Origin of the sequence: Herbaspirillum sp. Sphag64 (genome assembly GCF_014192645.1) — a bacterium.
Lineage (GTDB): Bacteria > Pseudomonadota > Gammaproteobacteria > Burkholderiales > Burkholderiaceae_D > Herbaspirillum.
On the sequence record NZ_JACHYE010000001.1, the window covers coordinates 979,670 to 1,001,945 of the forward strand.

Consider the following 22,276-nt stretch of genomic DNA (forward strand, 5'->3'; position numbering starts at 1 on the left):
ATTGTTGGTGTAGAGATCTCCAGCTCAGCCGGATCAATCCTCGTCCGCTTCAACGATCTTGGCTGCACCGAAGTCGGTATGGCGAATGTCTTTACCACCCACGACATAGATCACGTATTCACCGATATTCTTGGCATGGTCACCAATCCGTTCGATGGCCTTGGCAACCCACAAGGTATCGATAGAAGTCGAAATAGTGCGCGGATCTTCCATCATGAAGGTCGCCAGACTGCGTGTGATAGAGCGGAAGCCATGGTCGATGCTGGCGTCCTGCGCAATCAGTGCGGTTGCCTGTTCGGTATCGAGACGGGCAAACGAATCGAGCGCGCTGCGCAGCATTTCCGATGCTTCCTCCGCAATCACACGTACCGTCTCATAATGATTGATCGGTCCAACCGGGCCACGCTTGTAGAGGTGAATCGCATTGCGCGCGATTTTTGTCGCCTCATCGCCGACGCGCTCCAGATCAGTAATGATCTTGATCGTCGCCATCACGGTCCGTAAATCATTAGCTGTCGGTTGACGACGCACGATCAGATGACTGCAGGCATCATCGAGTTCGACTTCCAGACGATTGACAGCCTCGTCGTCCTTCATCACGCGCGCAGCGAGTTCCAGATTACCGTTGCGAAATGCCGCAATCGCATCCTGGAACTGACGCTCCACCATACCGCCCATTGCCAACACCTTGGAACGAATCGTCTCCAGGTCCGCGTCGTACTGCTTAGAAGAGTGATCGCCTGTCATAGCACGTCCTTAAAATGAATGAATATTTCTCTGAACTCACGAGGTGCGGCAGAAGCGTAGCGAGCAGTCCGAGGTGTGTGCGAGAAGCACAGCCGCACTGGGGTACGGCGAGCATCACAGCACGCAGATCGGGCTGCGCAGTAGCTTATGCCGTGCCTGATCAGCCAAAACGGCCGGTGATGTAGTCTTGGGTTTCCTTGCGCGCCGGATTCATGAAAATCTGGTCAGTCTCGCCAAACTCCACCATCTCGCCCAGATACATATAGGCGGTGAAATCGGAACAGCGTGCAGCCTGCTGCATGTTGTGGGTCACGATGGCGATCGTGTAGTCGCTCTTGAGTTCGCCAATCAGCTCTTCCACCTTGGCAGTCGAAATCGGATCCAGCGCTGAGGTCGGTTCATCCAGCAGCAGGACTTCAGGGCGCACCGCCACACCGCGAGCAATACACAGACGTTGCTGCTGACCGCCGGACAACGACAAGCCACTCTTGTTGAGCTTGTCCTTCACTTCATTCCACAGCGCCGCCTTTTTCAGCGCCCATTCAACGCGCTCATCCATTTCGCCCTTAGGCAGATTTTCATACAGACGAATACCGAAAGCGATATTGTCATAGACCGACATCGGGAACGGGGTTGGCTTCTGGAACACCATGCCAACCTTGGCGCGCAACATGTTCAGATCCTGTCCGTGCTCGAGGATATTCTTGCCGGCATACATGATCTTGCCTTCCGCACGCTGCCCGGGATACAGGTCATACATGCGGTTAAAAGTACGTAGCAGAGTCGACTTGCCACAGCCGGAAGGACCGATGAAAGCGGTGACCTTGCCTTCATAGATATTCAGATTGATGTTCTTGAGGCCATGAAAGCCACCGTAATAGAAATTGAGCTGCGAAACTTCGATCGTCGACTTCTGTTCTGTAGCTGCTGATATAGGAGTAGTCATAGTATTCACTTGTCAATTAACCGGGGACTTTTTGGCTGAACAGCGTACGCGAAAGGATATTCAGTGCCAGGACGCTGAACGTAATCAGCAAGGCACCACCCCAGGCCAGCGAAACCCAGTTGTCATAAGGGCTCATGGCAAACTGGTTAATTACCACCGGCAGGTTGGCGATCGGTTGATTCATGTTAGTACTGAAGAACTGGTTATTCAGTGCAGTAAACAATAGCGGTGCTGTTTCACCGGAAATGCGTGCTACCGCCAGCAAAATACCTGTCACCACACCTGCCTTGACGGCACGCAGACGCACCAGCATGGCGACCTTCCAGCGGGGCGCCCCCAACGAAAAGGCCGCCTCACGCAGGCTGCTCGGTACCAGCTTGAGCATGTTGTCAGTAGTACGGACCACCACTGGGATAGCAATCAGCGAAATCGCAAAGGTACCGGCCCAGCCAGAGAAATGGCCTACATTCGCAACATAGATCGCATACACGAACAAGCCGATCACAATCGACGGTGCCGATAGCATGATGTCGGTGACAAAGCGGGTAATCTGCGCCAGGCGACTTTCTTCGCCATACTCGGCCAGATAGATACCTGCCAATACACCTATCGGTGTGCTGATCAGCGTACCCAGGCCAACCATCATCAGGCTGCCGATGATAGGGTTCAGCAAACCACCGCCATCACCGCCGGGAGAGGGGGTGTTCTGGGTCAGCATGGTGTAATGCAGCGCACCGAAACCCTTGATGACGAGAGTGAGCAGAATCCAGGCCAAAACGGCCAGACCTGCGGTCATGGCGAGAAATGAAAACAGCATGCCAAGCCGGTGCTGCCAGAGACGCCGACGATAGACAGGATTCATCGGTGAATTGATCTCTACTTGCTGGACTGACTGGGTCATTTTGCACCTTCCTTGCGGGCCATGCCCATCAACATTACCTTGGCCGCAGCCAGCACGATGAAGGTAATCACGAACAGAATCAGACCAAGCGCAAATAGTGCGGACACATGCAATTGCGAAGACGCTTCTGCAATTTCATTGGCCAGCGTCGAGGCAATACTGTTCCCGGCAGAGAACAATGACCAGGACAGCCGCGATGAATTACCAATCACAAACGTGACCGCCATGGTTTCGCCCAAAGCACGGCCAAGACCCAGCATGACGCCACCGACCACACCAGTCTTGGTATAAGGCAGCACAACCTTGCGCACCACTTCCCAGCGAGTGCAGCCGAGGCCATAAGCAGATTCCTTGAGAACCGCAGGAACCACTTCAAACACGTCGCGCATGACCGAGGCGATGAAAGGAATAATCATGACCGACAGAATCAGGCCTGCGGTCAGCAAACCGATGCCCATGGTCGGCCCACTAAAAAGCACGCCGATCAGAGGCAGATGACCGAGGGTTGCCTTGAGCACTGGCTGACCATACTGGGCAAACAGCGGCGCAAAGACAAACAAACCCCACATGCCATAAATAATGCTAGGTACACCAGCCAGCAATTCCACCGCGGTACCCAACGGGCGACGCAGTTTGCTAGGGCAGATCTCCGTCAGAAACAGGGCGATACCGAAGCTGACCGGAAATGCAATCAGCAGCGCAATAATCGAGGTGACCAGCGTGCCGAAGATAGCAATCGCTGCGCCATATTGATCGTTGACCGGGTCCCACTCAACGCGAGTGATGAAGCCGGGTCCAAATTCATGGAAAGCTGGCCATGCACCGATAAACAGGGAGACGATAATCCCGCCAAGCATGAACAGTACCGTCAATGCAAAAATCAGCGTGACTTTGTGAAACAGAAAATCTTGAATACGTTGCTTGCGCATCGTTGCCAACAGCGCCTGGTGCGCTTGCTTATTGTGCTGGCTCGCGCTATCGACGGCAGGCTTGCCTAAATCGGTATTCGACATGGTCGTGGCAGAGATGTTTGAGCTCATTATTGTCACCATTGCGTGCTGCATGCTACGGACCGGGCCATAGCACACAACCGGATCGGTTGGAAAATCAGGGAATACAACAGGAATGCGCCAGCTGACCCGTTACCGGTGCCTCGCCAGCGCATTCCCCGATCAACACACGATTACCAGATCGCCTTGCCGGTGCTGTCCTTGATGTTTGCCTTCCAGGACTCTTCTACCAGCTTGGTGACTGCTGCTGGCAGTGGCACGTAGTCCAGATCAGCAGCTGTTGCGCCGCCATTCTTGTAGGCCCAGTCAAAGAACTTCAGTACTTCCTTACCCTTGGCGCCATCGGCAAGTTGCGACTTGTGCAGCAGGATGAAAGTTGCACTGCTGATTGGCCAGCTGTTCTTGCCTGGAGCATCGGTGAAATCTACTGCAAAACCAGGTGTCTTGGCCCAGTCAGCAGCAGCAGTTGCAGCCTTGAAAGTAGCGTCGTCAGGTGCCACGAAAGCGCCATCACGGTTCTTCAGCTGAGTATAGTTCAGCTTGTTTTTCTTGACGTAAGCGTATTCGACATAGCCGATTGCACCCTTGACCTTTTGTACGTTGGCAGCGACACCTTCGTTACCCTTGCCACCGACGCCGACTGGCCACTTGACCGCTGTACCAGCACCGATCTTGGCCTTGAAGTCTGCATTGGCCTTGGACAGGTAGCTGGTGAACACGTAGGAAGTGCCCGAACCATCAGAACGATAAACCACGGTAATGTCGTCAGCTGGCAGCTTCACGCCTGCATTCAAAGCCACGATTTCAGGTGCATTCCACTTGGTGATTTTGCCAGCGTAGATATCTGCCAGCACCGCACCGGACAACTTGATTTGTCCTGGGGTAACACCATCCAGATTGACCACTGGTACCACACCGCCAACCACAGCCGGAAATTGTGTCAAACCGTCTGCTTCCAGCTCTTCTTGCTTCAAAGGTGCATCGGATGCACCAAAGTCAACGGTCTTCGCCTTGATTTGCTTGATACCGCCACCAGAGCCGATCGATTGATAGTTCAGGCTGTTACCAGTGGCTGCCTTGTAAGACTCAGCCCACTTGGCGTAGATTGGATACGGGAACGAAGCGCCCGCGCCAGTGATTTCAGCAGCATGTACTGCCGCGGAAAATGCCAGCGTGCCGCAAACAGCAACCGCGACTGATTTGAGAAGATGATTCAAGCCCATGTCTTACTCCTTTGATTGACGAGATGAGTGTGTATTGAATGTTTTCAGCGAGGATGATGCGTTTGCAACCGACGCGACGTCAGGCAGATTGACAGACCCACGAATGCATTCCATTGCAGAGACGGGGTGAACTGTAACCAGCAATTGTGACGAGTTTATGACCCTGCCCTGTCATAAAGAAAACAAACACCTCCGCAGGCATAAAAACCTACTTGCAAGAATGCAATTTCCCTTCGGCAACAGGCGTTGCAGCGCCGCTTTTCATAGCGTCGTGGAATATGACAAGCCACTTCGTGCTCGTCATAAACTTGTCATACCAAGGCCATACACTGCGTGCCCAGTCATGGATATAATCAATCGCCACAGTGAAAGACAGGATGTACCGGATGACCAGAAAAGAAAAACCTGAAGACACGACTATCCACACCGACATCAATCCAACTGCGGTCTACCTCAATCGCGAGCTGTCACAACTGGCATTCAACCGGCGGGTCCTGGCGCAAGCGGAAAACAAACAGATTCCCTTGCTCGAGCGTCTGCGTTACCTGTGCATCTGCAGCAGCAACCTCGATGAATTCTTTGAAGTACGTATCGCTAGTTTGCTGGCCAACCGCATTGAAGGCGAACATCTCGACACACCAGAACTGCGCGCCGCGCTGGAGCGCACCAGTGTCGAGTGTCATCAGATCGTGGCGCGTCAGTATGAATTGCTGAACAAGGACATCCTGCCGCAGCTGGCCCATAAAGGCGTGCATCTGTTGCGCCATGAAGACCGCAACGATGCGCAGCGCGCCTGGGTCAAACAATACTTTGAACAGAATGTACGCCCGTTATTGACCCCCATCGGGCTCGATCCGGCGCATCCGTTCCCGCAAGTGCTCAACAAGAGCCTGAATTTCATCATCGAACTGTCCGGCAAGGATGCTTTTGGACGCGGTACCGCGATTGCCATCGTCAAGGCACCACGCGTGCTGCCTCGCGTGATTCGCCTGCCTGACAATCTGTCTGACAAAAAGGGGGTGTCCTTCTGCCTGCTCTCTTCGGTCATTCATGCGCATATTCATGAATTGTTCACCGGCCGCGAAGTGACCGCTTATTCGCAGTTCCGCGTCACCCGCAATAGCGATCTATGGGTCGATGAGGAAGAAGTCAAAAACCTGCGGCAAGCCTTGCAGACCGAGTTGCATAGTCGGCAATTTGGGGTTGGCGTGCGTCTGGAAGTGGCCAATAATTGCCCGGAGCATTTGTCACAGTTCTTGCTGACCCAGTTTGGCATTGAGCAGAACCGCCTCTATGCCGTCAAGGGGCCGGTCAATCTGGTGCGCCTGTCGGAGCTGGTAGATCTGGTGTCGGAGCCGACACTGCGCTTCTCGCCATTTGTGCAGAGCATGCCGCAATACCTGCAAAGCGAAAACATCTTCTCGGTGCTCAACAAGCGTGATGTCTTGCTGCATCATCCGTTTCAGTCATTTCAGCCGGTCGTGGATTTTATTCGCAGTGCGGCACAGGATCCGAGCGTGGTGGCGATCAAGCAAACTATCTACCGCACCGGGATGAACTCGGACCTGATGGAAGCACTGATCCATGCCGCACTACGCGGCAAGGAAGTGACCGTCGTAGTGGAACTGATGGCGCGCTTTGATGAAGAAGCCAACATCAACTGGGCCGTCAAGCTGGAGCAGGCAGGTGCACAGGTCGTCTATGGTGTGGTAGGCCTGAAGACCCATGCCAAGGTGGCGCTGGTGATCCGTCGCGAAGACAATGCCCTGCGCTTCTACGCTCACCTCGGCACCGGTAACTATCACCCGAATACCACCAAGTTCTACACCGACTTTGGCCTGCTGACCTCGCATCCGGAGTTGACGGCCGACGTCAATGAAGTTTTCATTCATCTGACTACGTTGACCAAGCCACGCACCATGCATCATCTGTGGCTAGCACCTTTTTCGCTGCAAAAGCAGATCATTAATGCCATTCGCCGTGAGGCTCAGATCGCACGCGAAGGTCGGCCAGCGCGCATCATCGCCAAAATGAATGCGCTGCTCGATGAATCCGTGATTCGTGCGCTCTACGCGGCTTCGGCAGATGGCGTCAAGATTGACCTGATCGTACGCGGTGCCTGCGCCCTGCGCCCCGGCGTGGCAGGCCTGTCGGAAAATATTCGGGTCCGCTCCGTCATCGGCCGCTATCTGGAACATTCCCGTATCTACTACTTCCGTAACGACCTGGCGCACGACATCTATCTGTCGAGTGCAGACTGGATGAACCGCAATCTGTTCCGTCGTATTGAAGTGGCCTTCCCGATTCTGGACAAGGCACTCAAGAAACGCATCATGAGTGAAGGCCTCGATCCTTACCTGAAAGACAATACCAATGCCTGGCATCTCAATGCCGACGGTGTCTATGCACAGAAGAAGATCAACAGCCGCCAACAGGCATTCAGCGCCCAGCAATATCTGATGCAAACGCTCGGTGTTTCCATCCATCGCGGCGAGGAATGACTCGCCCCGACAACCTGGAGGTGTGATTCATGGAACTGATTTTGTGGCGTCACGCAGAAGCAGAAATCGGCGAGCCCGATGAGGGTCGCAAGCTCACTGCAAAGGGGCAGAAACAAGCCTGGAAAATGGCGGACTGGCTCGATCGTAATCTGCCCGAGAGTTGTCGCATTCTGGTCAGCCCTGCCGCTCGCACAGTAGAAACCGCTATCGCATTGAACCGGAAGTTCAGAATCCATGAAGATCTGGCGCCACACCGCAATGCTGCCGACCTGCTCGCAGCAGCGAACTGGCCGGATAGCCGTGAGCCGGTGCTGATCGTTGGCCACCAACCGACGTTGGGGCTGGTGGCAGCTCAATTGCTGAGTGGTCAGCCGCAGGAATGGTCGATACGCAAAGGCAATATATGGTGGATTGCCCAACGCGAACGTGGCGACATCACGACCAATTTTCTGCGTGCAGTGATGGCGCCGGAGTTGATAGGCAAATAAAAAAGGCGGTCAGGCCGCCTTTTTTATTGTCTGGTTCTGGTTGTAGTTCCGACTCTAGCCATTGTCGTCAAAACTCTTCCCAGTTCTCCGCTTCGTGACGTGCGGGCAGATTCCTTGGTGCCTTGACTTCTGCAAGCGCATTGGGATTGACTGCGGCGCGGATTGCTAGGGTCGGCGCTGCGATTGATGCTGCTACTGGTGTCTCAATTTGCCGCTTCTGACGCATGCTCACCGTATGCAGAGAAATATCTGTCTGATCGATCTTGAATACGGCAACCGTACGCGCCAGCACCTCAGCCTGCTCCTGCAAGCTTTCAGCCGCAGCAGCAGCCTGCTCGACCAGCGCCGCATTCTGCTGCGTAATTTCATCAATTTGTGTAATCGCATGATTGACCTCGGCGATACCGGCGCTCTGCTCGTTACTGGCGGCGGTAATTTCGCCCATGATGTCTGCCACATGCTGCACCGAAGAGACGATCTCGTTCATGGTCAAGCCTGCTTCGTCGACCAGTCGACCACCCGCTTCCACCTTGCTGACAGAGTCGCTGATGAGGATCTTGATTTCCTTGGCGGCGGCAGCCGAACGCTGCGCCAGTGCCCGCACTTCGGAGGCGACTACCGCAAAGCCACGTCCCTGCTCGCCGGCACGCGCCGCTTCAACCGCTGCATTAAGCGCCAGGATATTGGTTTGAAACGCAATACCGTCAATTACACCGATGATATCGACGATCTTGCTGGAACTGCTCTTGATCGAACCCATGGTTTCCACCACATCAGCAACCACCTTGCCACCTTTGAGCGCATGATCCGATGCCGATATCACCAATTGATTGGCCTGATGAGCATTATCGGCATTCTGCTTGACGGTGGAGGTAAGCTGCTCCATCGAGCTGGCAGTCTCTTCCAGGCTGGACGCCTGAGATTCTGTGCGGTTGGAGAGGTCGGCATTGCCGTGCGCAATTTCTTCCGAGGCTTGTGCGATCACGCTCGCGCTCTGCTTGATTTCCTGTACGGTACTTGCCAGTTTGCGCTGCATGCTATTGAGGGCATGCACCAGTTGCCCCGCTTCATCCTGGCTGGATTCAGTGATGTGCGTAGTCAGGTCACCGCTGGCAATGGTGTCAGTGATCTCGCCCGCACGTCTGAGCGACACGGTAATCCGCCGTCCAATTGAGCGCGTAAAGAAGGCACCCAATACCAGCGTTAATGCACCAATGGTGATCATGCTGATCTGGCCAATATGATAACTCCCCTGGAATGCCGAATAGGCCGAGGCCATATCTACCTGCTGATAGGCTGCCAATGCAGCAACTGTGGCCATCCATTTCTCATACGCTGGTGCAAAATCGCCCTTGATCAGTTGACCGGCATCGAAGTAATTCCCTGCACCTACCAGTTCCCGTGCTTTCTCTACGATGGGAAATAACACCTTGCGCTCATTAATGGATGCTTGCAGCAAGGCATGCCCACGCTCAGTCACGGTGAGTTTCCCCAACTGATTCTCGGCATTGACATAGGCCTCAAGAATCTTGGCTAAATGCTGGTTTTCCTGTTGCCCCTCAGCTGCATCAGTCGGCGTTACCACCTTACGCAAGGCCAGTGCCAGCGCGCTGCCAGACTCCCGCATGCTCATCGCGGTTGTCATGCTGCCGACTTTTTGATCAATGATGTAGGCGCTGCTGCTTTGCATTTCGCTCATGCGCCAAAGGCCGTTGAGCAGGATGGCGGCGGCACAAAGCAATACCAGAAAGAACGCTAGTGCCAGACGGCTGCTGATTTTCAAATTGGTGCGCATAGCGATGCAATTTCCTCTGAGTGAAATATCTTCCTGTTGAGTTGCTTGCAACATCATCAACAGAGTTGAACCGGGGTGGCGACTCCGGACATTCGGAACTGAGGGCGCTGCAGAAATCGTGCCTGCATCAATGCAAGGCAGACAGTCACTGTGCGCTGTTGCTGATCTGACAATGCCAGGACTGACTCACGATCGTCTCCACGCTTCTTATTATTTTTACGACAATACCTAGTTGCTGATTGCCCGCTCAATGAGGACGAAGCGCACCTGAAATTGCCAGACGCAACATGGGGTGCCGTATCTTAGTCAAGCCACTGACACCGCGCCAATGCTTTGTACGCATGTATCTATTCTTTTTGTGCATAAAAAACACCGCAACAGCAAAGAAAGCAGAAAGAAAGGTAGAGAGGGGAAAGGAGGCGTGATGGACGCCATGTGTCCATCACCAGGTCGCACAAACTGTTTGTTGCGAAGATCAGCTTGATTCGTGCAATGCAGAACGCTCGTGTAGCCTCTCGGCGACACGATCCCGGGCATAGTGCAGATGCTGCAGGAACTGCTGGGTCGCAGCCTCCCAGGAAAAGCTGGTAGCGTAGACACGTACTGCTTCGCGATTCAATGCCAGCGCATCAATGCAGGCAGATCCCAGATCTTCATTGAGTACGCCAGCGATACCATTGGCAACAACATCGATCGGACCTTCGACGGGATAGGCCGCGACCGGGACCCCGCACGCCATCGCTTCTACCAAGACCAGACCAAAGGTATCGGTGCGACTGGGGAAGACGAAGACGTCAGCGCAGTTGTAGTAAGCAGGCAATTCATCATGCCCCTTTGCCCCAAGAAAGCGTACCTTGGGATAGCGCTGCTCAAGCTCTTCCCGTTGCGGTCCATCGCCGATGACCCACTTGGCGCCCGGTAGCTCGAGCTTGAGAAAGGCTTCGATATTTTTTTCCACCGCCACGCGTCCAACGTAGAGAAACAAGGGGCGTTCGATGCAGGCATGATCTTCTGGTGCCGGCTTGAAGTGCGCAGTATCGACCCCTCGGCTCCACAGCACGACATTACGAAACCCATGTTCATCGAGTGACGCCTTCATCTTCGGCGTCGGCACCATGATGGCTTTGGATGGGCCATGAAACCAGCGCATCAACCGATAGGTCAAGGCCTTCGGCAAGAGCTTGCGTGCACTCAGATATTCCGGGAATCGGGTGTGATACGCGGTCGTGAACTCCAGCTTGTGACGCAGGCAATAACGACGTGCTGCCAAGCCCATTGGCCCTTCCGTAGCGATATGAATGCAGTCCGGCGCGAACGCATCCAGCGCCGCAGCAATCTTGGCATACGGCTTATAGGCCAGTCTGATTTCAGGGTAGGTTGGACAAGCAAAAGTGCGAAAATCACGCGGCGCCAGCATCAGCACTTCGTGCCCTTTGCCGCGCAGACATTGCTGGGTTGCCCGCAGGGTGTTGACGACGCCGTTGACTTGCGGCTCACCCGCGTCACTTACGATGGCAATGCGCATAAATCTTCTACTCCGGCTAACTTCGAGGCCTTCTTCAGTTGCATGATCTCGCCCCAGGTGACCAGCCGGAGTTCGCCCGAAGGCTCTTCAATCAATGCCGACAAACTCTCGACCCAGTCACCGTCGTTGCAGTAGGTAATACCGTTGATGTCGCGAATTTCCGGTTTGTGGATATGGCCGCAGATGACGCCATCAAGGCCTTTCTTGGCCGCTTCCGCTGCCAACGCATCCTCGAACGAGGTAATGTAGTTGACCGCGTTCTTGACCTTGCCCTTGAGATATTGCGACAGCGACCAGTACGGCAGACCGGCACGTGCGCGCCAGCTGTTGAACCATTGATTGAACTTGAGAATCATGGTGTACAGATTATCGCCGACATAGGCCAGCCACTTGGCACAGGCAATCACACCATCGAAGCGATCACCGTGCAGTACGAGCATGCGCTTGCCATTGGCAGTGGTATGGATCAGTTCATCCCGGATTTTGATGCCGCCGAAATCGAGATCAATGAATTGGCGGATGACTTCATCGTGGTTACCAGGAACGAACACTACATTGGTACCCTTCTTGGCTTTCTTGAGCACCAGTTGCACCACATTGTTGTGACTTTGCTCCCAGTACCAGCGGCGCTTGAGTTGCCAGCCATCGATGATGTCACCGACCAGATACAAGGTATCAGACTCGGTCGCCCGCAAGAACTCCAGCAGCCGTTGTGCCTGGCAACCTGTGGTGCCGAGGTGGACGTCGGAAATCCAGATCGTCCTGAAGTGAAGTGGGTCGCGTTTCATTCCCAGATTGGTGTCGGCTACGGTGTTATCCAGAAACTGATCGCGCGGCTTCATGCTGTTCTCGCGTCTTTCAGATAGTGACGGGCGTACCGGCTATCGAGCTTGGCTAATGGCAGCAGCAGGAAGAAGTCTGCCGAGTGAAAATCCGGATCCCAGGCTGGATCACCACAAACCCAGGCACCGCTGCGCAGGTAGCCGCGCAACAGCGGTGGTACTTGTGGATCACGTCCACCTTCCCGCGCATCAATCGGGAATGGCGTATGCGGCGTGACGCGATAGTCAGGCGGCGCCATGTTGTTTTCACGGAATGCGTGGTACAGGGCTGCGGCGTTGTGACCACCATCAGCCAGACTGACACTGGCACATCCCATCAGATAGTCGCAGCGTTCGCGACGCATGTAGTCGGCAATACCAGCCCACAACAGCATGATGACAGCACCACTGCGATATTCAGGATGGATGCAGGCACGACCGGCTTCGGCAATCACGTTGCGAATGTTGTCGAGGCGCGACAGATCGAATTCCTGCTCCGAGTAAAATTTACCCATACGGCGTGCGGCGTGCGGGCTCATGACCCGGTACGTACCAACCACGCTGAGGGTGTTGGTGTCGCGCACGATGAGATGGTCGCAATACTCGTCGAACTCATCTTTGTCGAGACCTTCCCCATTGGCCAGCGCCGAGAGATTCATCGATTCGATGAATACCTTGTAGCGCAGACGCTGCACTTCACGTACCTCTTCCGGCGTACTTGCCAGACTCAGGGTGAGCTTGGAGGAACTCTGGTTGGCATCGGCTGAATTGGTAAGCAGTCTCATGCATCGTCCTTAAAAGGTTCTCAACGATGCAGAGCGTAACTGTCGATTATTTCAGGCAAATGACATCTGGTGGTCCTTGACTGGATAGCAACACGGCGCGCAAACCCTTACCAATCGTGCACTGTAGAAATTTTCCCCGGCATCATCCTGCACTTGACCCGGCGCAACGGAAGGCCGCTCTGGTACGTGTGACACTGTGTTTCTGCGAACTGGTAAAGTATTGCCTGACTGATCGCGCCAGACCAACCTGCAACATTGGCTGCGTCGGCATTAATAACCATCTTGCACCCTAAAGGAACGTCATGTTACTTAAAGACAAAGTCGCCCTGATCACTGGATCTGCCAGCGGTATCGGCAAGGAAATTGCACTGGAATACGCCAAGGCTGGCGCCAAGGTTGTGATCGCCGATCTGGCACTGGCGGCAGCCCAGGCGACCGCCGATGAAATCATCAAGGCTGGTGGCAGCGCATTGGCAGTCGCCATGAATGTCACCGACGAAGCACAAGTAGAGCAGGGTATTGCCGATACGGTCGCCACCTTTGGCGGTATTGATGTCCTCATCAGTAATGCCGGCATCCAGATCATTGCACCGATAGTTGATAGCACACTGGAGAACTGGCGCAAGATGCTGGCAATCCATCTGGACGGCGCCTACCTGACCACGCGCGCTGCGATGCGCGCCATGATCAAGGGTGGCAAAGGTGGCTCCATCATTTACATGGGCTCGGTACACTCACATGAAGCCTCGCCGTTGAAGGCTCCGTATGTGACGGCCAAACATGGTCTGATTGGTCTGGCCAAAGTAGTGGCCAAGGAAGGTGCCAAAGACAAGATTCGCTCCAACGTGATCTGTCCCGGCTTTGTACGTACTCCGCTGGTCGAAAAACAGATTCCCGAACAGGCCCAGCAATTTGGTATCAGCGAAGACGACGTGATCAAGAAGATCATGCTCAAGGATACCGTTGATGGTGAATTCACCACCACCGCCGACGTCGCGCAGACTGCGGTATTTCTGGCTGCGTTCCCGACCAATGCGCTGACTGGTCAATCCGTGGTGGTTAGCCACGGCTGGTTCATGCAGTAAAGCAGTCGTACCGCTTACCGTGATGCGCCGCTGGGCATGCATCACGGTAGCGCCCCCTCATGACTTCCCTGCCTTTATTTCCAGATTACTTCGCACCCGCCTCATACCAGGAGGCAATTTCCGCACGTTCCTGATCGGTGATCTGGGTCAGATTGGCCAATGGCATGTCACGCGTTTGTACGGCGCGCTGATAGACCTTGGCAGCATTCTGATGGATCAGTTCCGAGGTCTGCAGCAGCATGCCAGCTGGAGCTGTCGCAAAGCCTGGCTGGGTCGGATGATCGGAATGGCAGCTGGCACAACGCTGCCCGATGATTTCCTGCACACGCGCGAAATCAGTCGATTTCGGAGCACCACCATTGGCAGCAACAGCCGCAGCCTGTGGCGCTGGCTTCGGTGCAATCGCCACCGCCACCGCCAGCAACAGCGCGCCACCGGCAATCGGATAGGCCAGCGAGACACGTCCGGCATGACGCAGATTGAAGAAGTGACGGATCAAGACACCAGCGGCCATGATCGCAGCCAGCACCAGCCAGCTGTAGGCATTGGTGTAGGTCATCGCATAGTGATTACTGATCATGATGAACAGAATCGGCAGCGTGAAATAATTGTTATGCACGCTACGTTGCTTGCCGCGCTTGCCGTAGATCGGATCAGGCGACTTACCTTGGCGCATTGCCTCAACCAGCTTGCGTTGACCAGGGATGATCACCATCAGCACATTGCCGACCATGATGGTACCGATCATGGCGCCAATATGAATGTAGGCTGCACGGCCGCTAAGTAGATGCGTCAATGCATAGGCCACCGCCACGATGAACACGTACATCACAATGGCTAGCAAGGCACTGTGCTGTCCCAGCACGGACTTGCATAGTTGATCGTAGAAAATCCAGCCGACCAGCAATGTGCCAAGACCGACACCAACCGCCTGCAGGGCGCTCAGATCAGCCACGTTATGGTCCACCATCATGGCTGAGGCATTGAAGTAATAGACGATGAACAGCATCGCAAAGCCGGTGATCCAGGTGGCATAGGCTTCCCACTTGAACCAGTGCAGGTCCGCCGGTAATTCAGCCGGTGCTACCAGGTACTTCTGGGGGTTGTAAAAACCACCACCGTGCACTGCCCACAGCTCGCCCGAAACGCCCTTTTTTGCCAGATCGCTGCCCGGCTTGGGTGGCCGGATCGAGTTGTCCAGCCAGACAAAATAGAACGAGGCTCCGATCCAGGCAATCCCGGTAATCAGGTGTAGCCAGCGCACCAGCAGATTGAGCCACTCCAGTCCATACGACACCAATACTCCGTCCATCATTTCCTCCTGATTGCGTATCTGCCACAGCGAACACTGCAGATAGGTGGGCTTGTGCCTCACGAATTGGCCGCTCCGAAGATGACACCACCGCTGATCTGATTGTGATCAGACGGCAATACGGTTCCGGATAAACAACAGTCCATGCCAGTGGCACCAACTGCCGTCTACTGTCGCGACGACCCCAATGGCGACGCCATCCCTCTTGTTGTCAAGGTCCACCGTCGCAGTGCAAAACGCAGAAAGCGTCTGCAACACGGAATACGGAGGATGGCACGAACGATAAACGCAGCTGGCTCATAAAACATTAACCGCGTCTTATATTTGACATACGCTGATTGATATATAAAATACAGATGATTAGAGGGCGACCTACCCGAGATGTTTGTTAACAAGCATGCACCGAGCCGCCCCATCTCGGCCCAGCGCCGTTACCCGGAGACCAAACCATGTCCAGGCTGCCTGACCATCTCGATATTCATCTGATCCGTATTCTCTATCTGTTGCTGTGCGAGAAGAACGTCTCACGCGTGGCACTCAAACTGAACCAGCCGCAGCCATCGATTTCTGCGTCCTTGCGTAAATTACGGGAGTTGACGGGCGATCCGTTGCTGGTGCGCGGTGCGCGCGGCATGGTACCGACGCAGCATGGAGAAAGCCTGCTCAAGCCGGCCAAACGCATCCTCGATGAAACCGAGCGGCTGTTCGTGCCAAAGGCGGCCTTCATGCCACAGGAGCAGGCCCGCAATTTTCATATTGCCGCCCCGGACTACATGAACACACCGTTCTTCACGGAGATCATTGCCCGTCTGCGGCGTGAATCGCCCAAAAGTCACATCATGCTGCATGCCCTTGGCCCGGAAACCGATTACGTGCGACAACTGGCCGATGGCGAACTGGATCTGGTGATTGCCAACTGGGATGAACCTCCGGCGCACCTGCACCTCTCAAAACTGTTCGATGACCCGATTGTGTGCCTGATGCGCTCCGACTGTGCCTATGCCCGCCGTACGCCACGCGACGCCATGACCATCGAGGATTACCTGAGCCTGCCCCATGTGGCACCATCGCAAATCCTGCCCGGCTATCACGGCACCATTGATACCTTCCTGGAAAAGCAGAATCTGCGGCGTAACGTGGTGGTCGAGTCAGCCCATTTCCGGATGCTGCCCTACATGGTGGCGCAGACTGATCTGGTGTTAACATCTGGACAACAATTCGCTGCCTTCTACGAAAAACTGCTGGGACTGAAAAGCTATGTGGTACCGATCAAGTTCCCACCGCTGCGCTTCTATCAACTCTGGCACGAGCGCGCCCATCAGGCGACCGAACACAAATGGCTGCGTGCCCAGGTCAGCGCGGCGGCACGTGGCATGGAAGACTAGCTGGACAACGATTGTTTCCCAAGGGTATTTATCTGTTGCTGTTTCATATATCCAGTCCGCGAAATCCGGTATTGAGCACTCTATATATCGGGATGGAGCAATTACTTTAGTATCGCCCCACAAGCCTGCGTAAGGTACTTCAAAACAAAGATTGCACAAGGCTGGTCAACCAGCGACGCCGCGCAAGACTTGATACAACAATGACAAATTCAGGAGACAAGTATGACTGCAACGGCTGACCCGGTGGATGAGCGCCTACCGATCCTTAAACTCGCCGCACTTGGCATGCAACACGTACTGGTAATGTACGCGGGTGCCATTGCGGTACCGCTGATCGTAGGCGGTGCGCTGAACCTGCCCAAATCCGAAATCGCCTTCCTGATCAGCGCCGACCTGTTCTGCTGCGGTCTGGTGACGATTATCCAGAGCCTCGGGATCTGGCGTTTCGGGATTCGCATGCCGGTCATGATGGGGGTGACCTTCGCGGCGGTGGGTCCAATGGTGGCTATTGCCAACAATCCCTCCCTTACCATCCTGCACATCTTTGGCTCAGGACTGGTTGGCGGAGTCTTCTGTATTCTGGTGGCGCCCTACATGAGCCGCTTGATGCGCTACTTCCCGCCGGTGGTGACGGGTACTGTCATCACCGTGATCGGTATTTCCCTCATGAGTGTGGGTATTAACTGGGCCGCGGGTGGTCAGCCCATCATTGGCAAACTGGTCAATGGCGTATTCGTCAAGATGCCCAACCCCGACTACGGTTCACCGCTGGCGCTGGGCATTGCGGCATTGGTGCTGGTCTCGATTCTGTTGATCATCAAGTATGTCAAAGGCTTCATCGCCAATATTTCCGTGCTCATGGGCATGGTGATCGGCTTTCTGGTAGCGCTGGCAATGGGCAAAATCAACTTTGATGGCCTCGGTGCGACTGCCTGGTTTGATTGGGTGATGCCGTTCCACTATGGCTGGCCCCAGTTTGATATTCCCTCAATCCTGTCGATGTGTCTGGTGATGATCGTGACCATGATCGAATCGACCGGTATGTTCGTGGCGCTGGGCGACATCGTCGGCAAGAAGGTCGATCACAAGATCCTCGCTGATGGCTTGCGGGTTGATGGTCTCGGCACCGTGTTAGGAGGGATCCTCAATACCTTCCCGCATACCTCGTTTTCACAGAATGTCGGGCTGGTCGGCGTCACCGGTGTGCGCAGTCGTTACGTCTGCGTCGCTGCCGGCGTGATTCTGGTGATCTTTGGTCTGTTCCCCAAAATGGCGCATCTGGCAGCCTCGATTCCCCAGTTCGTCCTCGGTGGCGCTGGTATCGTGATGTTTGGCATGGTCGCCGCGACCGGGATCAAGATTCTGTCGAAGGTCAACTTCAATACCAATTCGCATAATCTGTTCATCGTTGCGGTCAGTATCGGCGCAGGCATGATACCGCTGGTAGCACCGACCTTCTTTGCTCAGATGCCAAGTGTCTTGTCCACGATCTTCCACAGTGGCATATTGCTTGCATCGTTCATGGCGGTGGTACTGAATCTGTTCTTCAATGGCAGCGGCGCACGCGAAGAAAGCACCGACTTTGCGCTGGCAGCAGCAGAACATTAAAAATTGACACAATTGACACGTTTGCAAGTCCCGCTTGCTAACACTGACTGTAATTCGACGATTCGAACATTCAACAACGGGTTAAGGACCGGATGGCGGGACCATCCGGCAAGTTTATGACAACATTGCAACAACTCAATGAACAGGCGGCGCACGATGTGCCGGCCTTCGTCGCCACGCTGCATGGCATTTACGAACATTCCCCCTGGATACCCGAACGCGCCGCCAGACTGGCGCCATTCGTCAACCTGACTGCACTCAAGCAGGCCTTGCAGGGCGTGGTCAGCGGTGCCGACGTCACCGATCAGTTGCGTCTGATCCGGGCCCACCCGGAGTTGGCCGGCAAGGCAGCCATCGCCGGTGAATTGACAGCCGAATCGACCGGTGAACAAGCCAAGGCTGGCCTCAATCTGTGCAGCCCGGAAGAATTTGCAACGCTGCAAAAGCTCAACAGTGATTACAACGCCAAGTTCGGCTTTCCCTTCATCCTGGCGGTCAAGGGTGCCACTGGCAAGGGCCTGACGCGCCAGCAGATCATTGCGACCTTCACCCGCCGTCTGCGCAACCAGCCGCAAGATGAATTACGGGAAGCAATGCGCCAGATCGGCCGCATTGCCGAAATGCGGCTCAACGATTTATTGGGACATAGTCCGCTACTGGGTGCCGCTGTCATGGAATGGGCCGAGCAAATCGGCTCGCTCAGTGAAGATGAAGGCGCCCTCACCTGCACCTATATGACTGAGACCCATCGCCGTACCGCCGAACAGTTGGCGCAATGGATGCGCGAGGCCGGCATGCAGGTGCACATCGATGCGGTCGGCAATGTGGTTGGTCGCTATCTCTCCTCTAATCCACAGGCAAAAACCCTGCTAACCGGATCGCACTACGACACCGTACGTAATGGCGGCAAGTACGATGGTCGTGAAGGTATTCTGGTTCCGATTGCGATCGTGCGCCACTTGCATGAACGCGGTGAAACCCTGCCCTTCCACTTTGAAGTCATCGGCTTCTCGGAAGAGGAAGGCGTACGTTTTAAGAGCACCTTCCTCGGTAGCAACGCAGTGACCGGCCACTTTGACCTGAATCTGCTGGCGCTCAAGGACCGTGATGGCATCAGCATGGGTGAGGTGATTACCGCTGCCGGTCATGATATCGCAGCGATCCCTGCGATTGCCCGTAATCCGGCCGATCTGCTGGGCTATGTGGAAGTACATATCGAACAGGGTCCGGTGTTGCTCAACCGTGATCTGCCGGTCGGCATAGTGACCTCGATTGCTGGCAGCTCACGCTATCTGGTCGAGCTCAAGGGCGTCGCCAGCCATGCCGGTACCACACCGATGAACATGCGCAAGGACGCGGCAGCCGCAGCGGCTGAAATCATCCTGTACGTGGAGCAACGCTGCAGTCAGGATCAGCACGCTGCGCTGGTGGGAACGATCGGTCAATTGCAGGTGCCGCACGGCTCCACCAATGTCATCCCCGGGGCCTGCATGCTGTCACTCGATATCCGTGCTGCCGAAGATAGCGTGCGACTGGCTGCCGTAGCAGACATCCTGAAAAAAATCGAAGAGATTGGTCAACGCCGCAGTATCGACGTCAAGCGCGAAGAAACCGTCTCGGCTGCTGCTGCGCCATGCGCACCGTGGCTCATGCAACAGCTTGCTGCAGCCACTGAACGGGCGGGAGTCAAACCGTTTGAGCTGGCTTCCGGCGCCGGCCATGACGCCATGGCGATTGCCCGCATGACCGATGTCGCGATGTTGTTCACACGTTGCGGCAACGGCGGCATCAGCCACAATCCACTGGAAACCATGACCGCTGATGATGCGGAAGTATCGGCACAAATCCTGCTCGACTTCTTGCGCAACTTCCAGCCAAAGTCATAAAATCGCGTCTGCATCAGTGATCTGATCAGTTATTCATTCACCCCTTCGGGCACAGCGTTAATAGGGTTTAAAAGGGACTCCACTGTCACCTGTGCCGCATTGAAATCATTCCCAAGCACAGTGCAGGTTCAACAGGAGTCCCTTAACGTGAGTAAAACCCTCTTAATCAAGAACGCCAGGGTCGTTGTGACCATGAATGAACGCCGTGAAGAAATCCTGAACGGTGCCGTTTTCATCCGCGACAATGTCATCGAACAGGTCGGCCCCAGCGCCGATCTACCAGACACTGCCGATGAAGTGATCCATGCCGGGCAACATGTTGTCTTACCCGGTCTGATCAACACCCATCATCATATGTATCAAAGTCTGACGCGGGTCATTCCGGCTGCGCAGAACGGCGAACTATTTAACTGGCTGCAAAATCTCTATCCGATCTGGGCTGGCCTGACCCCAGAAATGATCAAGGTCTCTACGCTGACAGCGATGGCCGAACTGATTCTCTCAGGCTGCACCACCAGCAGCGACCATCTCTATATCTATCCCAACCAGACCCGGCTCGATGACAGCCTGGAAGCAGCGCAACAGATCGGTATGCGCTTCCACGGCGCACGCGGCGCGATGAGCGTGGGTCAGTCCAAGGGTGGCCTGCCACCTGACAGCGTGGTGGAAGACGAGGTCAGCATCTTGCGCGATACCCAACGCCTGATCGAGACTTATCACGACGCTGAGCGTCATGCCATGCAGCGAATTGTCGTAGCGCCCTGCTCACCGTTTTCGGTCTCGCGCGATCTGATGCGCGAAGCGGCCAACATGGCGCGCAGCTATCAGGTTTCACTACATACCCATCTGGCAGAAAACGTCAACGACATTGCCTACAGCCGCGAGAAATTCAACATGACGCCGGCTGAATATGCCGAAGACTGCGGCTGGGTCGGCCAGGATGTCTGGCATGCGCACTGCGTGCAACTGGATGATCACGGTATCAATCTGTTTGCCCGCACCGGCACCGGTGTGGCCCACTGTCCCTGCTCCAATATGCGGCTGGCATCCGGCATTGCCCCGGTGCGCAAAATGATTGATGCCGGTGTTACGGTCGGTCTTGGGGTCGATGGTAGTGCCTCCAACGATGGAGCCCACATGCTCGGTGAAGTCCGTCAGGCCATGCTGCTGCAACGGGTCGGTTTCGGCCCCGATGCGATGACAGCCAGACAGGCATTAGAAATCGCAACCCTGGGTGGTGCCAAGGTCTTGAACCGCGATGATATCGGTGCACTCAAGCCCGGCATGTCGGCTGATCTGGTACTGTTCAAACTGGACCAGATTGCCTTCGCTGGTGCCCTGCATGATCCGGTAGCAGCGCTAGTGTTTTGTACGCCGGCCAATGTTGACTACAGCATCATCAATGGTCGCGTGATTGTGCGTGAAGGCCAATTCGCGACTATTGATCTGGGTGCGGTAATCGAGCGGCATAATGCACTGGCCTATCTCTTGGCGGCAAAGTCCAGCTGAGCTTGAAGACATCAACGATGTGGCGAAAGCTGCATCGCATCGCCACGCTCCGCTCTCGATAATTCCTCCGGTCCGATTTCGGTCAAAATCTACACTAGGGACAGCGAGCCTTTAACCTTTCATCACCATAGACCTATACGTGATAGGTCAGGGACAAATGAAAGGTAGGACTCAAATGAAAACTATCAGCAGGTTTAGCGCCACTTTACTTCTGTTGTTTTTGTGTGCGAGCTTGAATGCAAACGCGGCAGATCCAGAACAAGCGATGTCTCCTTGGACTTGTCAGTTAGTGAATGCAAGATCAAGTGGCACTCAAATTCCAGAGCCTTTTGTGTTCAATTTTTGCCTGCAATACAGTGTAGACGGTCAGGTCAGGCTCGGCATCTCCGAACTCATGGATGGACGCGGGCAACTTAATGGTCCGATGACGCCGCAATACCGACTAACGGCCGAGCTCACTTCAGGGACGCAAATAGTGAATTCAGCGGTGACCAATGCCAACATGCTGTTTGATCTTTCGAGATACGGGCGCACTCCAGCCAGATTTACCCTGTCAGGAGTAGGAAGCTGGATAGCGCCTGACGGGCAAAGAATTCCGCCATTGGACGTCACTCCTACCTCGATCTCAATCGTAATTGGAGGTAGATAAGTCTTATCGGTAGCTGGCGCTGATCATCTCGCCTTAGCGGCATGACTGCCGCCTCGATCGGCTCCACGAAATTGGTTTTCCGAATCGGATAGATCAACGC

Annotated in this window: 18 protein-coding genes; 8 read left to right on the forward strand and 10 right to left on the reverse strand. The window is 54.9% G+C overall.

The annotated features are described in order from the left end of the window. Positions 1–33: 33 nt before the first annotated feature. The 5 genes from phoU to pstS all read right to left on the reverse strand — a co-directional run bounded on the left by phoU (position 34) and on the right by pstS (position 4,827). Positions 34–747: a phosphate signaling complex protein PhoU gene (phoU, locus tag FHW66_RS04385; protein ID WP_183378477.1), complete on the reverse strand. Its 714-nt coding sequence runs from the start codon at positions 745–747 to the stop codon at positions 34–36. A gap of 160 nt (positions 748–907) precedes the next feature. Next, positions 908–1,693, reverse strand: a complete 786-nt coding sequence (gene pstB, locus FHW66_RS04390; RefSeq protein ID WP_183378478.1) for a phosphate ABC transporter ATP-binding protein PstB — start codon at positions 1,691–1,693, stop codon at positions 908–910. A gap of 16 nt (positions 1,694–1,709) precedes the next feature. Next, positions 1,710–2,594, reverse strand: coding sequence for a phosphate ABC transporter permease PstA (gene pstA / locus FHW66_RS04395; protein ID WP_183378479.1), 885 nt, complete (start codon positions 2,592–2,594; stop codon positions 1,710–1,712). Then, the gene (pstC, locus tag FHW66_RS04400; RefSeq protein WP_370543399.1) at positions 2,591–3,634 is read right to left on the reverse strand and encodes a phosphate ABC transporter permease subunit PstC; all 1,044 of its coding nucleotides are present in this window, start codon (positions 3,632–3,634) and stop codon (positions 2,591–2,593) included. Before pstC ends, pstA begins: the two co-directional genes overlap by 4 nt. A gap of 143 nt (positions 3,635–3,777) precedes the next feature. Beyond that, positions 3,778–4,827: a phosphate ABC transporter substrate-binding protein PstS gene (pstS, locus tag FHW66_RS04405; RefSeq protein WP_183378480.1), complete on the reverse strand. Its 1,050-nt coding sequence runs from the start codon at positions 4,825–4,827 to the stop codon at positions 3,778–3,780. A gap of 386 nt (positions 4,828–5,213) precedes the next feature. Between pstS and ppk1 the strand changes: the two genes are divergently transcribed. After that, positions 5,214–7,328 (forward strand): polyphosphate kinase 1, encoded by a 2,115-nt coding sequence (gene ppk1 / locus FHW66_RS04410; protein ID WP_183378481.1) that lies wholly within the window; start codon positions 5,214–5,216, stop codon positions 7,326–7,328. A gap of 29 nt (positions 7,329–7,357) precedes the next feature. Further along, entirely contained in the window at positions 7,358–7,816 is a 459-nt protein-coding gene (gene sixA, locus FHW66_RS04415; protein ID WP_183378482.1) for a phosphohistidine phosphatase SixA, read from the forward strand. 67 nt (positions 7,817–7,883) lie between these two features. Here the strand turns inward: sixA and FHW66_RS04420 are convergent, their stop codons facing one another. From FHW66_RS04420 to FHW66_RS04435, 4 genes are all read right to left on the reverse strand, one after another. Then, a complete protein-coding gene (locus FHW66_RS04420) occupies positions 7,884–9,611 on the reverse strand; it encodes a methyl-accepting chemotaxis protein (protein WP_304607797.1) in 1,728 nt (575 codons plus the stop codon). Positions 9,612–10,086: 475 nt separating this feature from the next. Next, positions 10,087–11,136, reverse strand: a complete 1,050-nt coding sequence (locus tag FHW66_RS04425) for a glycosyltransferase family 1 protein (RefSeq protein ID WP_183378483.1) — start codon at positions 11,134–11,136, stop codon at positions 10,087–10,089. Further along, a complete protein-coding gene (locus FHW66_RS04430) occupies positions 11,118–11,978 on the reverse strand; it encodes a UDP-2,3-diacylglucosamine diphosphatase (protein ID WP_183378484.1) in 861 nt (286 codons plus the stop codon). The genes FHW66_RS04425 and FHW66_RS04430 overlap by 19 nt, the downstream gene beginning before the upstream one ends. Continuing rightward, positions 11,975–12,742 (reverse strand): GNAT family N-acetyltransferase, encoded by a 768-nt coding sequence (locus tag FHW66_RS04435; RefSeq protein ID WP_183378485.1) that lies wholly within the window; start codon positions 12,740–12,742, stop codon positions 11,975–11,977. The genes FHW66_RS04430 and FHW66_RS04435 overlap by 4 nt, the downstream gene beginning before the upstream one ends. Positions 12,743–13,044: 302 nt before the next feature. Here FHW66_RS04435 and FHW66_RS04440 point away from each other — a divergent pair, with 302 nt between their 5' ends. After that, the gene (locus tag FHW66_RS04440; RefSeq protein WP_183378486.1) at positions 13,045–13,827 is read left to right on the forward strand and encodes a 3-hydroxybutyrate dehydrogenase; all 783 of its coding nucleotides are present in this window, start codon (positions 13,045–13,047) and stop codon (positions 13,825–13,827) included. A gap of 85 nt (positions 13,828–13,912) precedes the next feature. On the opposite strand, the gene FHW66_RS04445 is transcribed toward FHW66_RS04440, so the two are convergent. Continuing rightward, positions 13,913–15,139, reverse strand: a complete 1,227-nt coding sequence (locus tag FHW66_RS04445; protein ID WP_183378665.1) for a urate hydroxylase PuuD — start codon at positions 15,137–15,139, stop codon at positions 13,913–13,915. Between the two features lie 449 nt (positions 15,140–15,588). Here FHW66_RS04445 and FHW66_RS04450 point away from each other — a divergent pair, with 449 nt between their 5' ends. From FHW66_RS04450 to FHW66_RS04470, 5 genes are all read left to right on the forward strand, one after another. Next, positions 15,589–16,524, forward strand: a complete 936-nt coding sequence (locus FHW66_RS04450) for a LysR substrate-binding domain-containing protein (RefSeq protein WP_183378487.1) — start codon at positions 15,589–15,591, stop codon at positions 16,522–16,524. Between the two features lie 222 nt (positions 16,525–16,746). Further along, the gene (locus tag FHW66_RS04455; RefSeq protein ID WP_183378488.1) at positions 16,747–18,132 is read left to right on the forward strand and encodes a nucleobase:cation symporter-2 family protein; all 1,386 of its coding nucleotides are present in this window, start codon (positions 16,747–16,749) and stop codon (positions 18,130–18,132) included. Between the two features lie 116 nt (positions 18,133–18,248). Next, positions 18,249–20,018: an allantoate amidohydrolase gene (locus tag FHW66_RS04460; protein ID WP_183378489.1), complete on the forward strand. Its 1,770-nt coding sequence runs from the start codon at positions 18,249–18,251 to the stop codon at positions 20,016–20,018. A gap of 147 nt (positions 20,019–20,165) precedes the next feature. Next, a complete protein-coding gene (locus FHW66_RS04465) occupies positions 20,166–21,527 on the forward strand; it encodes an 8-oxoguanine deaminase (RefSeq protein WP_183378490.1) in 1,362 nt (453 codons plus the stop codon). 175 nt (positions 21,528–21,702) lie between these two features. Then, positions 21,703–22,176, forward strand: a complete 474-nt coding sequence (locus FHW66_RS04470; RefSeq protein ID WP_183378491.1) for a hypothetical protein — start codon at positions 21,703–21,705, stop codon at positions 22,174–22,176. Positions 22,177–22,276 lie beyond the last annotated feature (100 nt).